Genomic DNA, 16,460 nt, shown 5'->3' on the forward strand with positions numbered 1-16,460 from the left:
ATACAAAATGGAAATTTTCAGCTATATGCAGGAATATGATTACGAGCAGTTGTTGTTTTGTCAGGATGAACAGTCTGGTTTGAAAGCGATTATCGCCGTTCATGATACGACCCTTGGACCCGCTCTTGGAGGGACCCGCATGTGGACGTATGCATCCGAAGACGATGCAGTTGAAGATGCGCTGCGTCTTGCTAAAGGAATGACCTATAAAAACGCAGCGGCCGGTCTGAACCTCGGCGGTGGAAAGACCGTGATCATCGGTGATCCGAAAAAGGATAAAAATGAGGAGATGTTCCGCGCATTCGGCCGTTACATTCAAGGACTGAACGGAAGGTACATTACAGCGGAAGATGTGGGGACAACAGTTCAGGATATGGATTTGATTCATGAGGAAACCGATTATGTCACAGGGATTTCTCCTGCCTTCGGTTCTTCCGGCAACCCTTCCCCTGTAACAGCCTATGGGGTATACCGTGGTATGAAAGCAGCTGCTAAGGAAGGCTTTGGATCAGATTCCCTTGAAGGTAAGACCATTGCAGTCCAGGGTGTCGGGAACGTAGCTTTCACCTTGTGCCGCCATCTTCACGAGGAAGGTGCGAATCTGGTTGTTACCGATATAAATAAAGAAGCTGTTCAGCGTGCTGTTGAAGAATTCGGAGCTAAAGCAGTGGAGACGGATGAAATCTACAGCGTGGACTGTGATATTTATGCACCGTGTGCTCTGGGTGCGACCATCAATGATGAAACGATTCCGCAGTTGAAAGCGAAAGTCATTGCCGGTGCAGCAAACAACCAGCTCAAGGAAACGAAACATGGTGATATTCTTCATGAGAAAGGCATTGTCTATACACCGGATTATGTCATCAATGCGGGGGGCGTGATCAACGTTGCCGATGAACTTCATGGGTACAATAAGGACCGTGCGATGAAGCGAGTGGAAACCATCTACGATAACGTTTCCCGTGTATTTGACATTTCCCGCCGTGATAATATTCCTACGTATCTTGCAGCGGATCGTATGGCGGAAGAACGCATTGAGCGTATGCGTCGTTCCCGCAGCCAGTTCCTGCAGAACGGCCATCACATCCTAAGCAGAAGACAGAACGGATAACGGAGGTCTTTGTTGTGCACACTCATCGAATCCTGGTTATAAACCCCGGTTCCACGTCAACAAAAATCGGCGTGTTTGATGACCTGGAAGCCGTCTTTGAAAAAACGATCCGCCACAGCGGAGATGAAATCAATCAATTCAAACGTATTATCGACCAGTACGATTTTCGAAAGCAGGTCATTCTTGATGTGCTCGATCAGGAAGGGATTAATATAAGCAGACTGAGTGCCGTCTGCGGAAGAGGCGGACTCCTGCGTCCAATTGAAGGCGGCACCTACGAAGTAAATGCAGCGATGCTTGAAGATTTGAAAAACGGCTATAATGGAGAACATGCCTCCAACCTTGGCGGCATCATCGCCTATGAAATTGCCCGCGGGCTGAACATCGGAGCCTATATCGTCGACCCCGTGGTTGTCGATGAGCTCCAGGAGCTCGCCCGGATCTCAGGCGTGCCGGAAATCCCGAGGAAGAGTATTTTTCACGCCTTGAACCAGAAGGCGGTCGCCCGGCGTGCGGCAGCTGATCTGGAGATGGATTATCCGGAGGCCCGTTTGATTGTCGCTCATATGGGTGGAGGAATTACCGTCGGTGCTCATATTGGAGGCCGTGTAGTTGATGTCAACAACGGTCTTCACGGCGATGGTCCTTTTTCACCTGAACGAGCCGGTACCGTGCCTGCCGGTGACCTTGTCTCGATGTGTTACTCAGGCCAGTATTACCGTGATGAAGTCATGAAGAAACTCGTCGGACAGGGAGGGCTCATGGCTTATCTCGATACCAATGACGCCAGGGAAGTCGAAAGTATGATCGCCCATGGCGACAAAAAGGCCGAAATAGTTTTCAACGCTATGGCCTACCAGATTGCCAAAGAGATCGGAAGCATGAGTGCTGTGATGGAAGGTCGTGTGGACGCCGTCGCTTTGACAGGCGGACTGGCCTATGGAAAAGCCTTCATCAAAGAGATTTCCAAACGGGTACACTGGATTGCTGATGTGCTCGTTTATCCAGGAGAAAATGAACTGGAGGCATTGAATGAAGGAACACTGCGCGTCCTCAATCACGAAGAAATTCCAAAGCAGTATCCGAATTTTCAGGAATAAAAAGGAGCGGTAGATATGGCAGAGGAGTATGATCTAGTAGTTCTAGGAGGCGGGACGGGAGGCTACGTAGCCGCCATCCGTGCTTCAAGGCTCGGCTTGAAAACAGCGATTGTTGAAAAGCGTGAACTGGGCGGAACCTGTCTTCACAGAGGCTGTATTCCATCAAAAGCATTATTGAGAAGTGCAGAAGTTTTCAAACAAACGAAAGAAGCCGACAGTTACGGCATTACAGTTGAAAACCCTGTATTGAACTTCCAGAAAGTCCAGGAACGAAAGCAGTCGATTGTGGACACATTACATAAAGGTGTTCAAGGTTTGATGAAAAAAGGGAAAATTGATGTTTATGAAGGTTTCGGCCGAATTCTCGGCCCTTCCATCTTTTCACCGACCGCAGGAACCATCTCTGTTGAAATGAACAACGGTGAAGAGAATGAAATGCTGATTCCGAAAAACGTCCTTATTGCAACCGGCTCCAGTCCAAAAAGTCTGCCCGGCCTGGAAGTGGATGGGGAGGATGTGATGACCTCCGATGAAGCCTTGAATATGGAAGAACTCCCATCGTCCATTATCATTGTCGGGGGCGGAGTTATCGGCATCGAGTGGGCTTCCATGCTCGCGGACTTCGGCGTTGAGGTGACCGTCCTTGAGTATCTTCCTCACATTCTCCCAACAGAAGATGAGGATATTTCCAGGGAAATGAAAAAACAGATGAAGAAAAAAGGTGTGGACGTTGTTACCGGTGCCAAAGTCCTTTCCGAAACACTTGAAACGGAAGATGGTGTCACAATCCAGGCTGAAGTTGACGGAGAAACCACAACCTATAAAGCGGAAAAAATGCTCGTATCTGTCGGTCGTTCCGCCAATGTGACCAACATCGGTCTTGAGAATACGGATATTCAAGTGGAGAACGGCTTCATACAAACGAATGACTATTATCAAACAAAAGAAAGTCATATTTATGCGATTGGTGATGTAATCGGTGGGATGCAGCTGGCCCATGTCGCTTCTCATGAAGGAATGACGGCGGTGGAGCACATGTCAGACAACGAGCCCCATCCATTGAATTCTGAACAGATTCCAAGCTGCATTTATTCCAGCCCGGAGGCTTCCAGTGTCGGACTGACGGAAGCACAGGCCAAGGAAAAAGGGTATAACATTAAGACCGGTAAGTTTCCGTTTCAGGCCATCGGTAAGGCACTCGTACACGGGGAAACGGACGGATTCGTGAAAATCATTGCCGATAAAGATACCGACGATCTGCTGGGTGTCCATATGATCGGCCCGCATGTCACCGATATGATTTCGGAAGCAGGGCTGGCCAAAGTTCTGGATGCAACGCCTTGGGAGATTGCTGAAACCATCCATCCTCACCCAACCCTCGCCGAGGCTGTCGGAGAGGCAGCGATGGCTGTTGATGGGAATCAGATTCACGGATAAGAACAAAGGAGGGAAACTCATGGCTGAAAACCGCCATAAGGATTTAGGATTAACGGACGAACAGGTGCTGGATATGTTCCGCACCATGCTATTAGCTAGAAGAATTGACGAACGGATGTGGCTTTTGAACCGTGCAGGGAAAATTCCATTCGTCATTTCCTGTCAAGGGCAGGAAGCCGCCCAGGTCGGCGCCTCCTACGCACTGGACCGAGATAAGGACTATGCGCTTCCTTACTACCGTGACATGGGAGTTGTGCTTTCCTTTGGCATGACGGCACAGGATTTGATGCTTTCCGGTTTCGCTAAAGCGGAAGATCCAAACTCCGGAGGGAGACAGATGCCAGGACACTTCGGCCAGAAGAAAAACCGGATTGTTACAGGGTCATCTCCCGTAACCACCCAGGTGCCTCACGCTGTAGGGATCGCTCTTGCAGGGAAAATGGAGAAGAAAGATTTCGTTTCTCTCGTTACTTTTGGAGAAGGATCTTCCAACCAGGGGGATTTTCATGAGGGAGCCAACTTTGCGGGCGTCCATAAACTCCCTGTGATCTTCATGGTTGAAAATAATAAATACGCTATTTCTGTTCCGGTCTCCAAGCAGCTGGCCTGTGAGAAAGTATCCGACCGGGCGATCGGGTACGGCATGCCTGGGTATACGGTCGACGGAAATGATCCACTTGCTGTTTATGAAGCAGTAAAAGCTGCTGCAGACCGCGGACGTAACGGGGAGGGGCCGACATTGATCGAGACGGTTTCCTACCGCCTGACGCCGCACTCCAGTGATGATGACGACCGTGTTTATCGGGAGCGTGACGAAGTAGATGAAGCGAAGAAGAAAGATTCCATCGTTACGTTTGCCAACTATCTCCGTGAGCAGGGGATTTTGACGGAAGAGAAAGAAACAGAGCTGAATGACGAAATCAATCACATCGTCAATGAAGCCACCGACTATGCTGAAAATGCGGCTTATGCCGAGCCGGAATCAGCAATGAAATACGTGTACGAAGAGTAAGGAGGGGGCACGATTATGGCAGTCATTTCGTATATTCAAGCTGTCACCCAGGCACTTCGGGAAGAAATGCAGCGGGATGAAAAAGTATTTGTACTAGGAGAGGACGTTGGTAAGCGCGGAGGCGTTTTCCGTGCAACGGACGGCCTTTATGATGAATTTGGAGAAGATCGTGTACTGGATACGCCTCTTGCCGAGTCTGCCATTGCTGGTGTGGGCATAGGAGCGGCTATGTATGGGATGCGTCCGGTTGCTGAAATGCAGTTTGCGGACTTTATCATGCCGGCGGTCAACCAGATTATTTCAGAAGCAGCGAAGGTCCGTTACCGGTCCAACAACGACTGGAGCGCCCCTATCACTATCCGTGCGCCGTACGGGGGGGAGTTCACGGGGCTCTTTATCACTCTCAGTCTGTTGAAGCAGTATTCGCCAATCAACCGGGCCTTAAGATTGTGATGCCGTCCACACCTTATGATGTGAAAGGTCTGCTTAAAGCGTCCATCCGTGATAACGATCCTGTTCTTTTCTTTGAGCATAAACGGGCCTACCGTTTGATCAAAGGGGAAGTTCCTGAAGAAGATTACACACTTCCGATTGGAAAAGCAGATGTGAAGCGGGAAGGATCGGACATTACGGTCATTACGTACGGATTGTGCGTTCATTTTGCTCTTCAGGCAGCAGAAAAGCTTGCAGAAGAAGGCATTGATGCCCACATCCTCGACCTTCGTACGGTTTACCCTTTAGATAAGGAAAGCATCATTGAAGCAGCTTCCAAAACTGGAAAAGTGCTGCTTGTCACGGAAGATAACAAAGAGGGCGGGATTATTTCAGAGGTTTCTGCTATTGTCAGCGAAAACTGTCTGTTTGATCTTGACGCTCCTGTCCAGCGTCTCGCAGGTCCTGATATTCCTTCCATGCCGTATGCACCGACAATGGAAAAGCATTTTATGATGAATCCTGATAAAGTCGAAAAAGCGATGCGTGATCTCGCAGAATTTTAATGGAGGAGGCGTTCGTCGTGGGCGTAGAAAAAATCAACATGCCTCAACTCGGAGAGAGTGTAACAGAGGGCACTATCAGCACCTGGCTGGTCCAGCCAGGAGATAAAGTAAACAAATATGATCCGATTGCTGAAGTCATGACGGATAAGGTGAACGCGGAAGTCCCTTCGTCCTTCACGGGTGTGATCAAGGATTTAGTGGCTTCTGAAGGAGATACCATCGAAGTTGGTGAACTAATGTGTCATATTGAAATCGAAGGTGGAGGCTCTTCCTCAGAACCGGCAGCGGCTGAGCAGAAAGAAGAACCTTCAACGTCGTCTTCAAAGGCACAGGCATCCGAACCCGCTTCGAATGGGAAGGACCAGGGGCAGAAGAAACGCTATTCACCGGCAGTCATGACCCTTGCTCAGGAAAATGACATTGATTTAAATCAGGTGGACGGGACGGGCCGCGGCGGCCGGATCACCCGCAAAGACGTTGAGAAAGTGATTGAAAGTGGAGGAGTTCCAAAAGCCGAAGACCGTCCACAGACGGAACAGAAAGCTCCGGCTGCCGAACCGTCTGCGCCCGAATCCGCAGCCAAGCCGGCTCCTTCTGTTCCTGACGTCCAGGCAGGAGAAGGGGATATCGAAATCCCTGTCACCGGCGTCCGTAAGGCGATTGCTGCCAATATGGTAAAATCCAAAACCGAAATTCCACATGCGTGGATGATGGTCGAAGTGGATGTGACCAATTTGGTGGAGCTCAGAAATGCGAAGAAAAATCAATTTAAAAAACAGGAAGGCTACAGCCTGACCTACTTTGCTTTCTTCGTCAAAGCTGTTGCCCAGGCCTTGAAAGAATATCCACAGCTTAATAGTACATGGGCAGGCGATAAGATCATTCAACGCAAGGCGGTTAACTTGAACATCGCTGTCGCTAAAGAAGATCAGTTGTTTGTGCCCGTGATTAAAGATGCCGATGAGAAAAGTATCAAAGGCATTGCCCGTGATATTACAGAACTGGCTGGTAAAGCCCGTGACGGGAAATTGACGTCCAAGGATATGGAAGGCGGAACCTTTACTGTAAACAATACGGGTTCGTTCGGATCCGTTCAGTCCATGGGTGTAATTAATCATCCACAGTCAGCCATTCTACAGGTGGAATCTATTGTGAAGAAACCGGTCTATCAAAATGGCATGTTCGGTGCGCGTGATATGGTTAATCTCTGTCTGTCGCTGGATCACCGTGTGCTTGATGGTCTTGTTGCCGGTAATTTCCTTGCCCGTGTAAAGGAAATTCTCGAGAAAATGAGTGAAGAGAATACTTCCATCTATTAAAGAGGAGAAGCAGCTGCATCGGCTGCTTACAGGCTGCCTGCTAAAGTTTCAGGCAGCCTGATTTTTATTGGATACCTCTTTTCCGGGTTTTACGGTCTGTCGGATGTCGATATGTCTTGTCTCTGGATGGGAAGGATAGTTCCCGATTCCGGCAGGAGGAAGCTTTTTCAGACAGGAAAGAAACGGCAGAAGAATTGAAAGCCTTCCGTTATCTTGGTAAAATGTTCATAGTATTTATAAAAAGGGGCCATGTCTAATGGATTTCAATATTTTCATGAATGATGTCGTTACAAAAGCACGTGAAGAAATTACGCAAGCGGGGTACACCGAACTTACTTCACCTGAAGAAGTCGATCAGGCACTGACTCAGGAAGGAACCACTCTTGTTATGGTCAATTCCGTCTGCGGGTGTGCAGGAGGGATTGCACGTCCAGCCGCTGCCCATGCCATTCATTATGATAAACGCCCGGACCGCCTGGTCACAGTGTTTGCCGGTCAGGATCGCGAAGCGACGAACCGTGCACGCGAGTATTTCGAAGGATACCCGCCGTCTTCTCCTTCCTTCGCGCTTTTGAAGGATGGGAAAATCCAGACGATGGTGGAGCGTCATGATATCGAAGGCTTTGAACCGATGGAAGTCATCGGAAAGCTTCAGCGCAGTTTTGAAGAATACTGCGAAGAGGTATAATAAAGAAAAGGCTTGGGATCTTTGTGATGAGCAAAGGTCCTTTTGCTTTTCTGCATAAGTTTTAGACAGTATTAGGAAGAGAAAGGATTAGACAGACATTGAAGATAGGATACCGTACCATTAAGACAGCGTTAGGCACCCCTTTTGCCATCTGGGTGGCCCAGATGCTGCAGCTGGAAAACTTTGCATCAGCAGGAATCCTGACGATTCTCTGCATCCAGATTACGAGGAAGCGGTCATTTTTAAGTGCATGGCACCGTTTTTCAGCATGTATTGTAGCTATGGTTTTTTCGTTCGCCTTTTTTGAGCTGATCGGATATAACCCGCTGGCTATCGGGATCATGCTCTTTGCCTTTATCCCTGTGACCGTCTGGCTGAACATTACACCTGGTATTGTGACGAGTTCAGTCATCATTCTCCATTTATACGGCTCAGGCAGTATAGGCTGGGAGATCATTATAAATGAAGTGATCCTGATTACTGTAGGAATCGGTACGGCCCTGCTGCTGAATTTATACATGCCGAGTCTGGAAAATAAACTGGGGGAATACCGGAGTCAGGTCGAGCATAACTTTTCCCTGATCATGAAAGAGCTTGCTACGTTTTTAAGAGATGGAGACAATGACTGGACAGGGCATGAGCTTACAGAAACAGCGGCACTGCTTGAAAAAGCCAAATCCTTATCCTACAGGGACGTAGAAAACCACCTGCTTCGGACTCATAATCATTTTTATCATTACTTTCACATGCGGACCAAACAGTTTGAGTTATTGGAGCGGATGCTTCCGCTTGTGAGCCGGATTTCCACCTCGAATATGCACAGCTCTAAAATCGCGGATTTCTTTGATGATTTAGCCGGGGCGATTCATCCTGGTAATACAGCAGTCATTTATCTGCAGCGGTTCAAAGAGATGAAGGAGGAGTTCAGGGAGGATGATCTTCCACAGACGCGCGAAGAATTTGAAATGCGTGCGAGCCTTTTTCACTTGCTTAATGAGATTGAGGAATATTTAATCATTAAACGGTCATTTAAGAAGAGTGACGTATAAAGGGCTTGAGGGCGGGGAAACTTGAAATAAAAAGAAGGGATATACATGACATTCTTTTTTCTTGTCCTCACCGGCCTCCAGCTGCTGCTTCCCGCGTCAGCTGAAGAGCCTGTCGTCCTTGTCAACAAAGCCGTACACGAACTCGTGGTCTATGAGGACGGGGAGCAGACATTCCAAGCTTCTGCGGCTGTTGGGAAAACCGATGAACTCACACCGGAAGGACTATTCGTGATTAAAGTAAAAGCCGTAGATCCGTATTATCGAAAAAACAATATTCCAGGCGGCGTTCCGGAAAATCCTCTGGGAAGCCGCTGGATCGGGTTTGATGCAGAGGGAACAGACGGCCGGATTTACGGCATCCACGGCACGAATCAGCCGGAGTCGGTCGGAACCTCTGCTTCGGCAGGGTGTATCAGACTGAAAAATAACGACGTGGAAACCTTATACACGATGATTGAAGAAGAGATGGACGTTTGGATCGTAGACGATCCGGACGTATCAATGGAAGATTTATATGAACAGTGGCTGAAAAAGAAATGGCAGCAGTTTTTGAATTAAAAAAGCCGGGAAGGGTGGAGAACCACCTTGCCCGGCTTTTTCTCTTTTATAGGAAGAAGCTCGCTCCCGCCAGTACCGTAGAGAGAACCATGGAGAGAATCATAATATAAATAACGATTTTCATGCGGCGTTCCCGCTTTGAGCGTTTTTTCGTTTCAGCCAAGGTTGGTAACCTCCTTCTCAGTCGTTCCTGTTCAATATTTTACCGAAAAAAAAGAAAATGGACAAGGGGACGTTTGGATTCACAATTTGTTGTGAATTATGTTAATTTTTAGATAGGTAAGCGCTTCATTTCTGGTATGCTAGAAGAGAATAGACGAAAGAGGAGGCTTTTCCAATGACCCTGTCATCCAATGGACAACATTTCAAGCAGGAATGGGAGAAGAATGTAGAAAAAACCATGCAGCGTTTCCCAGAGCGCCGTCATTCTTTTCATACGAGTTCGGATATTCCTGTGGATCGTCTCTACACACCCGAATCATTAAGTGAAAATTACATAAACCAAATCGGTTTTCCAGGGCAGTATCCATATACGAGAGGGATTCAGCCGACGATGTTCCGCTCCCGGTACTGGACGATGCGCCAGTATGCCGGGTTTGGTTCAGCAGAAGAGACGAACGAGCGTTTCCGTTATCTGCTGAAGCAGGGCCAGACAGGCTTATCCGTTGCCTTTGATCTGCCGACACAGATCGGCTATGACTCAGACGACCCCATGGCTGAAGGGGAAGTCGGCAAAGTCGGTGTAGCGATTGATTCACTGAAAGATATGGAGCAGCTGTTCCATGAAATTCCACTCGATCAAGTGAGCACCTCCATGACGATAAACGCGCCCGCAGGCATTCTCCTTGCGATGTACATTGCGGTAGGGGAGAAGCAGGGCGTGCCGAGGGAAAAGCTGACCGGTACGATTCAAAACGATATTTTGAAGGAGTACATTGCCAGAGGGACGTATATTTATCCTCCAAAACCATCCATGCGGCTCATCACAGATATTTTTGCCTACTGTCAGGAGCACCTGCCTAAATTCAACACCATCAGCATATCCGGCTATCATATCCGTGAAGCAGGATCGACCGCTGTGCAGGAAGTCGCTTTTACGATCGCCAACGGCATGGCTTATGTAGATGCTGCCATTGAAGCAGGGTTGAAGGTGGATCAATTCGCTCCACGCCTGGCCTTCTTCTTTAATGCCCACAATCAGTTTTTTGAAGAAGCAGCCAAATTCAGGGCAGCGCGCCGGATGTGGGCAAAAATCATGAAAGAGCACTACAAAGCGGAGGATCCAAAGAGCTGGAAAATGCGTTTCCACACCCAGACAGGTGGAAGTACGCTGACGGCCCAGCAGCCGGATAATAATATTGTCCGCGTAACGATGCAGGCGCTGGCCGCTGTATTAGGAGGCACCCAGAGTCTTCATACCAATTCCAGGGATGAGGCGCTGGCGCTCCCGACAGAGGATTCGGCGAGAATTGCTCTGCGGACACAGCAGATTATTGCCAATGAGAGCGGTGTCGCTGACACAGTCGATCCGCTTGCTGGGTCGTACTATGTCGAGTCCTTGACCGACCAGATTGAAAAAGAGGCCGGTGCATACCTGGAGCGGATCAGTGAATTCGGCGGGGCTGTTCAGGCTGTAGAAGAGGGGTACATGCAGCGGGAAATCCATCAGGCAGCCTACGAGGCGCAGAAGCGGATGGAATCCAAAGAGGATATCGTTGTCGGCATGAACGAGTATCAGGTGGATGAAGAAATCCATGCGGATCTTTTGAAAGTGGATGAAGCCCTTGAAAAAGGACAGATAGAAAAAATAACGCAGGTAAGAGAGCAGAGAAATCAGGAAGTCGTCGATCGCTGCCTTCAGGAACTCCGCAACGCAGCAGCGGAGCAGGACAATGTCATGCCTCCGATCGTCAGGGCTGTCCAGGCTTATGCCACAGTCGGGGAAATTGCCAACGTCCTGCGTGATGAATTCGGTGAATATACAGCGATGTAGAAAGGGATGAGTCAGTATGAAGCCAATTCGAGTACTTATAGCTAAACCAGGGCTGGATGGGCATGACCGCGGCGCTTTAATCATCGCCCAGGCTCTCCGGGACCACGGAATGGAAGTCATCTATACAGGTCTGAGACAGTCTGCGGTGCAGATTGCCCGGGCTGCCGTGCAGGAGGATGTCGATGTCGTCGGTTTATCTTCGTTATCCGGAGCGCACAAATCCTTGTTTCCGAAAGTAGTGGAAGCTCTCAAGAAGGAAGGGGCCGATGACATCCCTGTCATCGGTGGAGGAGTCATTCCGGCTGAGGATATTCCTTATCTGGAAGGAAAAGGGGTCCACAAAATTTTCACCAGCGGATCGCCGACAGACGCCATTGCCGTTTATATTAAGCAGCTGATCCATCAAGAAACGATCAGCACTCCAAAGAAAATTGCCCACATCGGGATTGCAGTGGAAAGCATTGATGCTGCGCTTCCTTTTTATCAGCATACGCTGGGTATGGAACTGGAAGCTGTAGAGGACGTGGAATCGGAGCATGTTCGTGCTGCTTTTTTAAGGATTGGTGAGACGAAGCTGGAGCTTTTGGAGCCTCTGAATGAAACCTCCGCCATCGCTTCCTTTTTGGAGAAAAGAGGCAGTGGGATCCATCACATCGCCTTGGAAGTCGATGATCTGCATAAACGCCTTCAGCAATACAAGGAACAGGGAATCCGAATGATTCATGAAGAGCCGAAAACGGGTGCTCATCAGGCCGATATTGCCTTTATGCATCCGAAAGCTTCCGGCGGTGTTCTTTATGAACTCTGGCAGCCAGGGAAGGGGGAGTAGACATGGATATTTTCGATAAAATCAACGAATTATACGATAAGCGCAGAGAGGTTGAACTCGGCGGCGGGGACGAACGCATCGATAAGCAGCACGAAAAAGGGAAATGGACGGCCCGTGAACGGATCGATCACCTTTTGGATGAGGGTAGTTTCATTGAGCTGAACCCTTTCATAGAGCATCGTCATGATGCCTTCGGGATGGACGGCAAAACAGCCCCGGGAGAAGGGGTAGTCACAGGATACGGGAAAATTGATGGAAGAAGTGTGTATCTTTTTGCCCAGGATTTCACAGTGTATGGCGGAGCATTGGGGGAGATGCATGCAAAGAAAATTGCTGCCGTCATGGATCTGGCTGCCAAGAACGGAACGCCTTTCATCGGTTTGAATGACTCGGGAGGAGCGAGAATCCAGGAGGGGGTTTCATCTCTGGATGGATATGGACAGGTGTTTTACCGCAATTCGATCTATTCGGGAGTCATCCCACAGATTTCAGTCATTATGGGACCGTGTGCAGGTGGAGCGGTCTATTCACCGGCCATCACCGATTTCGTCATCATGGTGGAAAAGACGTCCCAGATGTTCATTACGGGACCGAAAGTCATAGAGACGGTTACGGGAGAACAAATATCCGCTGAGGATCTCGGAGGCGCCGGCGTTCACAATACGCTCAGTGGAAATGCCCATATGAAGACAACGGATGAAGCGGAGGCCCTGGATGCTGTACGGAGGCTCATCAGTTATCTTCCTCAGAATAACGAAGAGAAAACACCAATGATCCAGGAAGAAACGAGGGATCATTTCCGTCCGGACCTGACCGATAAGGTTCCTTTTGATCCCATCCGTCCTTATGATGTCCGCGTCATTATTGATGAAGTGGTGGACGAGTCGTCATTCTTTGAAATTCAAAAAGACTTTGCCAAAAACATTGTCGTTGGTTTTGCCCGTATGGACGGCAGGGCTGTCGGCCTTGTCTGCAATCAGCCGAAATATATGGCCGGCGGGCTGGATATCGACTCCAGCGATAAAGCCGCACGATTCATCCGTACGTGCGATTCGTTCAATATCCCTATTATTACGTTTGAGGATGTAACCGGGTTTTTCCCTGGTATTAAACAGGAACACGGGGGAATCATACGACACGGAGCAAAAATTCTTTATGCCTATTCAGAAGCTACGGTGCCCAAACTTACAGTGATCACCCGAAAGGCGTATGGCGGGGCCTATGTGGCGCTGAACAGTAAGTCCATAGGAGCGGATCTTGTCTACGCCTGGCCGAACGCTGAAATTGCGGTCATGGGGCCTGAAGGAGCCGCCAACATCATTTTCGCCAAGGAGATCAAGGAAAGTGCACAGCCTGAAGAAACGAGGCAGAATAAGATCAATGAATACCGCGAACGTTTTGCCAACCCATACGTTGCTGCAGGTCTCGGGATGATCGATGATGTCATCGATCCACGGGAAACGCGGAGCACACTCGTAAAGGCTTTGGATATGCTGCAGGACAAGCGGGAGGAACGTCCTTATAAAAAGCATGGAAATATTCCTCTTTAATTGACATGATTCTTTCGTTCCGCTAACGTACAAAGAGGAATGTGGTTACATATGAAGGAGGAAATATCCATGGCAGAAATCAACAAACAGCGCTTGCTGGACGAATTTTTAGAACTCGTCCAAATTGATTCCGAAACAACGCAGGAAGCAGAGATTTCCAAAGTACTCAAGAAGAAATTCACGGACCTCGGACTTGAAGTACTGGAAGATGAGGCGGCTTACGCGACAGGTCACGGAGCCAACAACCTGATCTGTAATCTCAAAGGCTCGAAAGATGGAGCCGATACGATTTACTTCACTTCGCATATGGATACCGTCGTGCCAGGGAACGGCGTAAAACCCTCCATCGAGGACGGGTATGTCGTCACGGACGGAACGACGATTCTCGGTGCGGATGACAAAGCAGGGATTGCTGCCATCCTTGAGGCTATCCGTTCTCTGAAAGAGCAGAGCGTAGAGCATGGAGATATCCAATTCGTTATTACAGTCGGAGAAGAGAGCGGCCTTGTCGGTGCGAAAGCTCTGGACAGTTCGCTCCTGAAAGCGAAATACGGCTATGCGATTGACAGTGACGGGCAGGTTGGAAATATTGTCGTAGCGGCTCCGACACAGGCGAAAATCAATGCTGTCGTCAAAGGCAGAACGGCTCATGCCGGTGTAGCTCCTGAAAAAGGGGTTTCAGCTATCACGCTGGCGTCACGCGCCATCGCAAAAATGCCTCTGGGACGTATTGATGAGGAAACGACAGCGAATATCGGACGCTTTGAAGGTGGTCAGAAAACCAACATCGTATGCGATCATGCCGAAATTCTCGCTGAAGCCCGCTCGCTCGACCCTGCGAAAATGGAAGAGCAGGTCGAGAAAATGAAACAGGCATTTTATGAAACAGCAGAAGAAATGGGTGGAGAAGTGGACCTGGATATCCAGGTCATGTACCCGGGCTATAAGCAGGAGGCTGGTGACGAAGTGGTCGAAGTGGCCCGCTCGGCAGCCAAACGGATCGGCCGGGAAAGCGAACTGCTCCGCAGCGGCGGCGGCAGTGATGCCAACGTGATTGCCGGCCACGGAGTTCCGACGGTGAACTTGAGCGTCGGTTACGAAGAAATCCATACGACCAATGAGCGCATCCCTGTAGCTGAACTTGAAAAAATTGCCGAATTTATTACAGCTATTGCTGAAGAAGCGGCATCTTAACGAAGAGGGAGAGTCCCTTCTTCTATACAAAACCCGTACGGTGTATCTCAAGCGCCGTGCGGGTTTTTATTTCGGCTGTTTTTTCACTTGAATGATGCAGCCTTTTCCGGTGCGAGCAGTCCGCACCATACATCCCGTGGTCTATGCTATAATAAAAGAACAAATGTTCTAATGGAGGAAAGACGTATGGCTTCAAAGTGGTATCCAAAAAAAGGGCGGGTCATTTTTCATGTGGATATGAACAGCTTCTATGCTTCAGTGGAAGCTGCCTTTGATCCCAGCTTAAAAGGGAAGCCTTTAGCTATTGCCGGCAATCCGGAAGAACGACGCGGGATCATCGTGACGAGCAGCTATGAAGCAAGAAAATACGGAGTGAAAACGACCATGCCGCTTGGAGAAGCGCGAAGACTCTGTCCGGACCTGATGGTGATGCGGCCGAATTTTGAACGCTACCGCACAGCATCCAAAGAGATGTTCAAAATTCTCGCCGATGTGACCTCTCTCGTCCAGCCTGTCTCCATTGATGAAGGCTACATGGACATTACCGACTGTTCCGACCAAGGTTCTCCTCCTGAAATTGCAGAACGCATTCAGCAGCGGATCGCCGAAGAGCTTGATCTTCCATGCAGTATCGGGATTGCTCCGAATAAATTTCTGGCAAAAATGGCTTCCGATATGAAGAAACCCATGGGGATAACCATTTTAAGAAAAAGGGATCTCGAGCGTACGCTTTGGAAGCTTCCGATTGAAGACATGCACGGCGTGGGATCCAAAACAGCAGAGAAGTTAAGAAAAATTGGGATCGAAACGATCGGCGGACTTGCTTTGCATTCCGTCATAGAACTGAAAGGGATCCTCGGTATCAATGGAGAGCGTCTGCAGAACAGAGCCAACGGAATGGACGACAGACTGGTGGACCCTGAAGCTGTGCATGATTTCAAAAGTATCGGCACTTCCACAACGCTTCCTCATGACACGACGGACGAGGATGAAATCCAAACCGTCCTGCGCCGGCTTTCCAATAAGGTTGCTGCGAGGATGAACGGGAAAAAGGTCCTTGCCAGGAACGTGCAGCTCATGATCCGGTATCATGACCGGAAAACGGTGACGAGGAGCCGCCAGCTTCAGGAATTCATCAGTAAACCCGATGAACTGTTCCAACACAGCATCCAGCTTTTTGACCAGCACTGGAATCAGGATCCTGTCCGGCTTCTCGGTGTAACTGCCGGTGACCTCGCAGAAAAATCCGAGGTCACCCAGCAGCTTGATCTATTCAATTATGAACAGTATGCCGGTAAGGAAAAATTGTATAAAACCATTGATACACTCACAGAGAAATACGGGAAAAACCCTTTCCGCACGTTGACGAATCCGGATGAAACCAAAATATCCACCAGCTTTCAAAAAGACTTTCTGGACGATTATAAAAAGTGATTCCCAGGCATGACTCCGCTTTTTTGTTTCATACTAAACAGGAAGGGAGGAAGGAATCATGGGTAGAGATCGACAAGAAAAGAAATTGAAAAAGTCCGGAAAGGTCCAGTCCGACCGTGATCAGAGCCTCAGTTATCCAGGGGCGACGATGATGGAGGGGCCGGAGCCTGCTCGAAAACGCAGATAAG

The 16,460-nt window shown here is 49.0% G+C and carries 15 protein-coding genes and 1 pseudogene; 15 read left to right on the forward strand and 1 reads right to left on the reverse strand.

Annotation, left to right across the window (positions count from 1 at the left end):
* The first annotated feature begins 7 nt into the window (after positions 1–7).
* From bcd to ACXADP_RS08595, 9 genes and pseudogenes are all read left to right on the forward strand, one after another.
* Positions 8–1,111 (forward strand): branched-chain amino acid dehydrogenase, encoded by a 1,104-nt coding sequence (gene bcd / locus ACXADP_RS08555; protein ID WP_474968945.1) that lies wholly within the window; start codon positions 8–10, stop codon positions 1,109–1,111.
* Between the two features lie 14 nt (positions 1,112–1,125).
* Complete coding sequence (buk, locus tag ACXADP_RS08560) at positions 1,126–2,211, forward strand: butyrate kinase (RefSeq protein WP_474968944.1); 1,086 nt, start codon at positions 1,126–1,128, stop codon at positions 2,209–2,211.
* A gap of 15 nt (positions 2,212–2,226) precedes the next feature.
* On the forward strand, positions 2,227–3,648 hold the full coding sequence (gene lpdA / locus ACXADP_RS08565) for a dihydrolipoyl dehydrogenase (RefSeq protein ID WP_474968943.1): 1,422 nt from the start codon (positions 2,227–2,229) through the stop codon (positions 3,646–3,648).
* Between the two features lie 19 nt (positions 3,649–3,667).
* Positions 3,668–4,660, forward strand: coding sequence for a thiamine pyrophosphate-dependent dehydrogenase E1 component subunit alpha (locus tag ACXADP_RS08570; protein ID WP_474968942.1), 993 nt, complete (start codon positions 3,668–3,670; stop codon positions 4,658–4,660).
* A 15-nt stretch (positions 4,661–4,675) separates the two neighbouring features.
* Positions 4,676–5,658, forward strand: a pseudogene (locus ACXADP_RS08575) (alpha-ketoacid dehydrogenase subunit beta).
* A gap of 17 nt (positions 5,659–5,675) precedes the next feature.
* Positions 5,676–6,977, forward strand: a complete 1,302-nt coding sequence (locus tag ACXADP_RS08580; RefSeq protein ID WP_474971248.1) for a dihydrolipoamide acetyltransferase family protein — start codon at positions 5,676–5,678, stop codon at positions 6,975–6,977.
* Between the two features lie 256 nt (positions 6,978–7,233).
* Positions 7,234–7,665 carry a BrxA/BrxB family bacilliredoxin gene (locus ACXADP_RS08585; RefSeq protein WP_027955465.1) on the forward strand — a complete coding sequence of 144 codons (432 nt, stop codon included), beginning with the start codon at positions 7,234–7,236 and terminating at the stop codon, positions 7,663–7,665.
* A 98-nt stretch (positions 7,666–7,763) separates the two neighbouring features.
* Positions 7,764–8,714, forward strand: coding sequence for an aromatic acid exporter family protein (locus ACXADP_RS08590; protein WP_027955466.1), 951 nt, complete (start codon positions 7,764–7,766; stop codon positions 8,712–8,714).
* A gap of 45 nt (positions 8,715–8,759) precedes the next feature.
* On the forward strand, positions 8,760–9,272 hold the full coding sequence (locus ACXADP_RS08595; RefSeq protein WP_474971249.1) for a L,D-transpeptidase: 513 nt from the start codon (positions 8,760–8,762) through the stop codon (positions 9,270–9,272).
* 46 nt (positions 9,273–9,318) lie between these two features.
* Here ACXADP_RS08595 and prli42 read toward each other — a convergent pair whose 3' ends face one another.
* The gene (gene prli42, locus ACXADP_RS08600; protein ID WP_242520466.1) at positions 9,319–9,435 is read right to left on the reverse strand and encodes a stressosome-associated protein Prli42; all 117 of its coding nucleotides are present in this window, start codon (positions 9,433–9,435) and stop codon (positions 9,319–9,321) included.
* Positions 9,436–9,609: 174 nt separating this feature from the next.
* Here prli42 and ACXADP_RS08605 point away from each other — a divergent pair, with 174 nt between their 5' ends.
* The 6 genes from ACXADP_RS08605 to ACXADP_RS08630 all read left to right on the forward strand — a co-directional run bounded on the left by ACXADP_RS08605 (position 9,610) and on the right by ACXADP_RS08630 (position 16,459).
* Positions 9,610–11,265 (forward strand): acyl-CoA mutase large subunit family protein, encoded by a 1,656-nt coding sequence (locus ACXADP_RS08605; RefSeq protein ID WP_474971250.1) that lies wholly within the window; start codon positions 9,610–9,612, stop codon positions 11,263–11,265.
* A 16-nt stretch (positions 11,266–11,281) separates the two neighbouring features.
* Positions 11,282–12,094: a methylmalonyl-CoA epimerase gene (gene mce, locus ACXADP_RS08610; protein ID WP_474968938.1), complete on the forward strand. Its 813-nt coding sequence runs from the start codon at positions 11,282–11,284 to the stop codon at positions 12,092–12,094.
* Between the two features lie 2 nt (positions 12,095–12,096).
* Positions 12,097–13,644 carry an acyl-CoA carboxylase subunit beta gene (locus ACXADP_RS08615; RefSeq protein WP_474971251.1) on the forward strand — a complete coding sequence of 516 codons (1,548 nt, stop codon included), beginning with the start codon at positions 12,097–12,099 and terminating at the stop codon, positions 13,642–13,644.
* 69 nt (positions 13,645–13,713) lie between these two features.
* Positions 13,714–14,838, forward strand: a complete 1,125-nt coding sequence (locus ACXADP_RS08620; RefSeq protein WP_474968936.1) for a M20/M25/M40 family metallo-hydrolase — start codon at positions 13,714–13,716, stop codon at positions 14,836–14,838.
* A gap of 186 nt (positions 14,839–15,024) precedes the next feature.
* Positions 15,025–16,272 (forward strand): DNA polymerase IV, encoded by a 1,248-nt coding sequence (locus ACXADP_RS08625; protein ID WP_474971252.1) that lies wholly within the window; start codon positions 15,025–15,027, stop codon positions 16,270–16,272.
* A gap of 58 nt (positions 16,273–16,330) precedes the next feature.
* Entirely contained in the window at positions 16,331–16,459 is a 129-nt protein-coding gene (locus ACXADP_RS08630; protein ID WP_084163123.1) for a YpzI family protein, read from the forward strand.
* Position 16,460: the final 1 nt, after the last annotated feature.

The organism is Halobacillus sp. AWH4_228 (assembly GCF_056158365.1).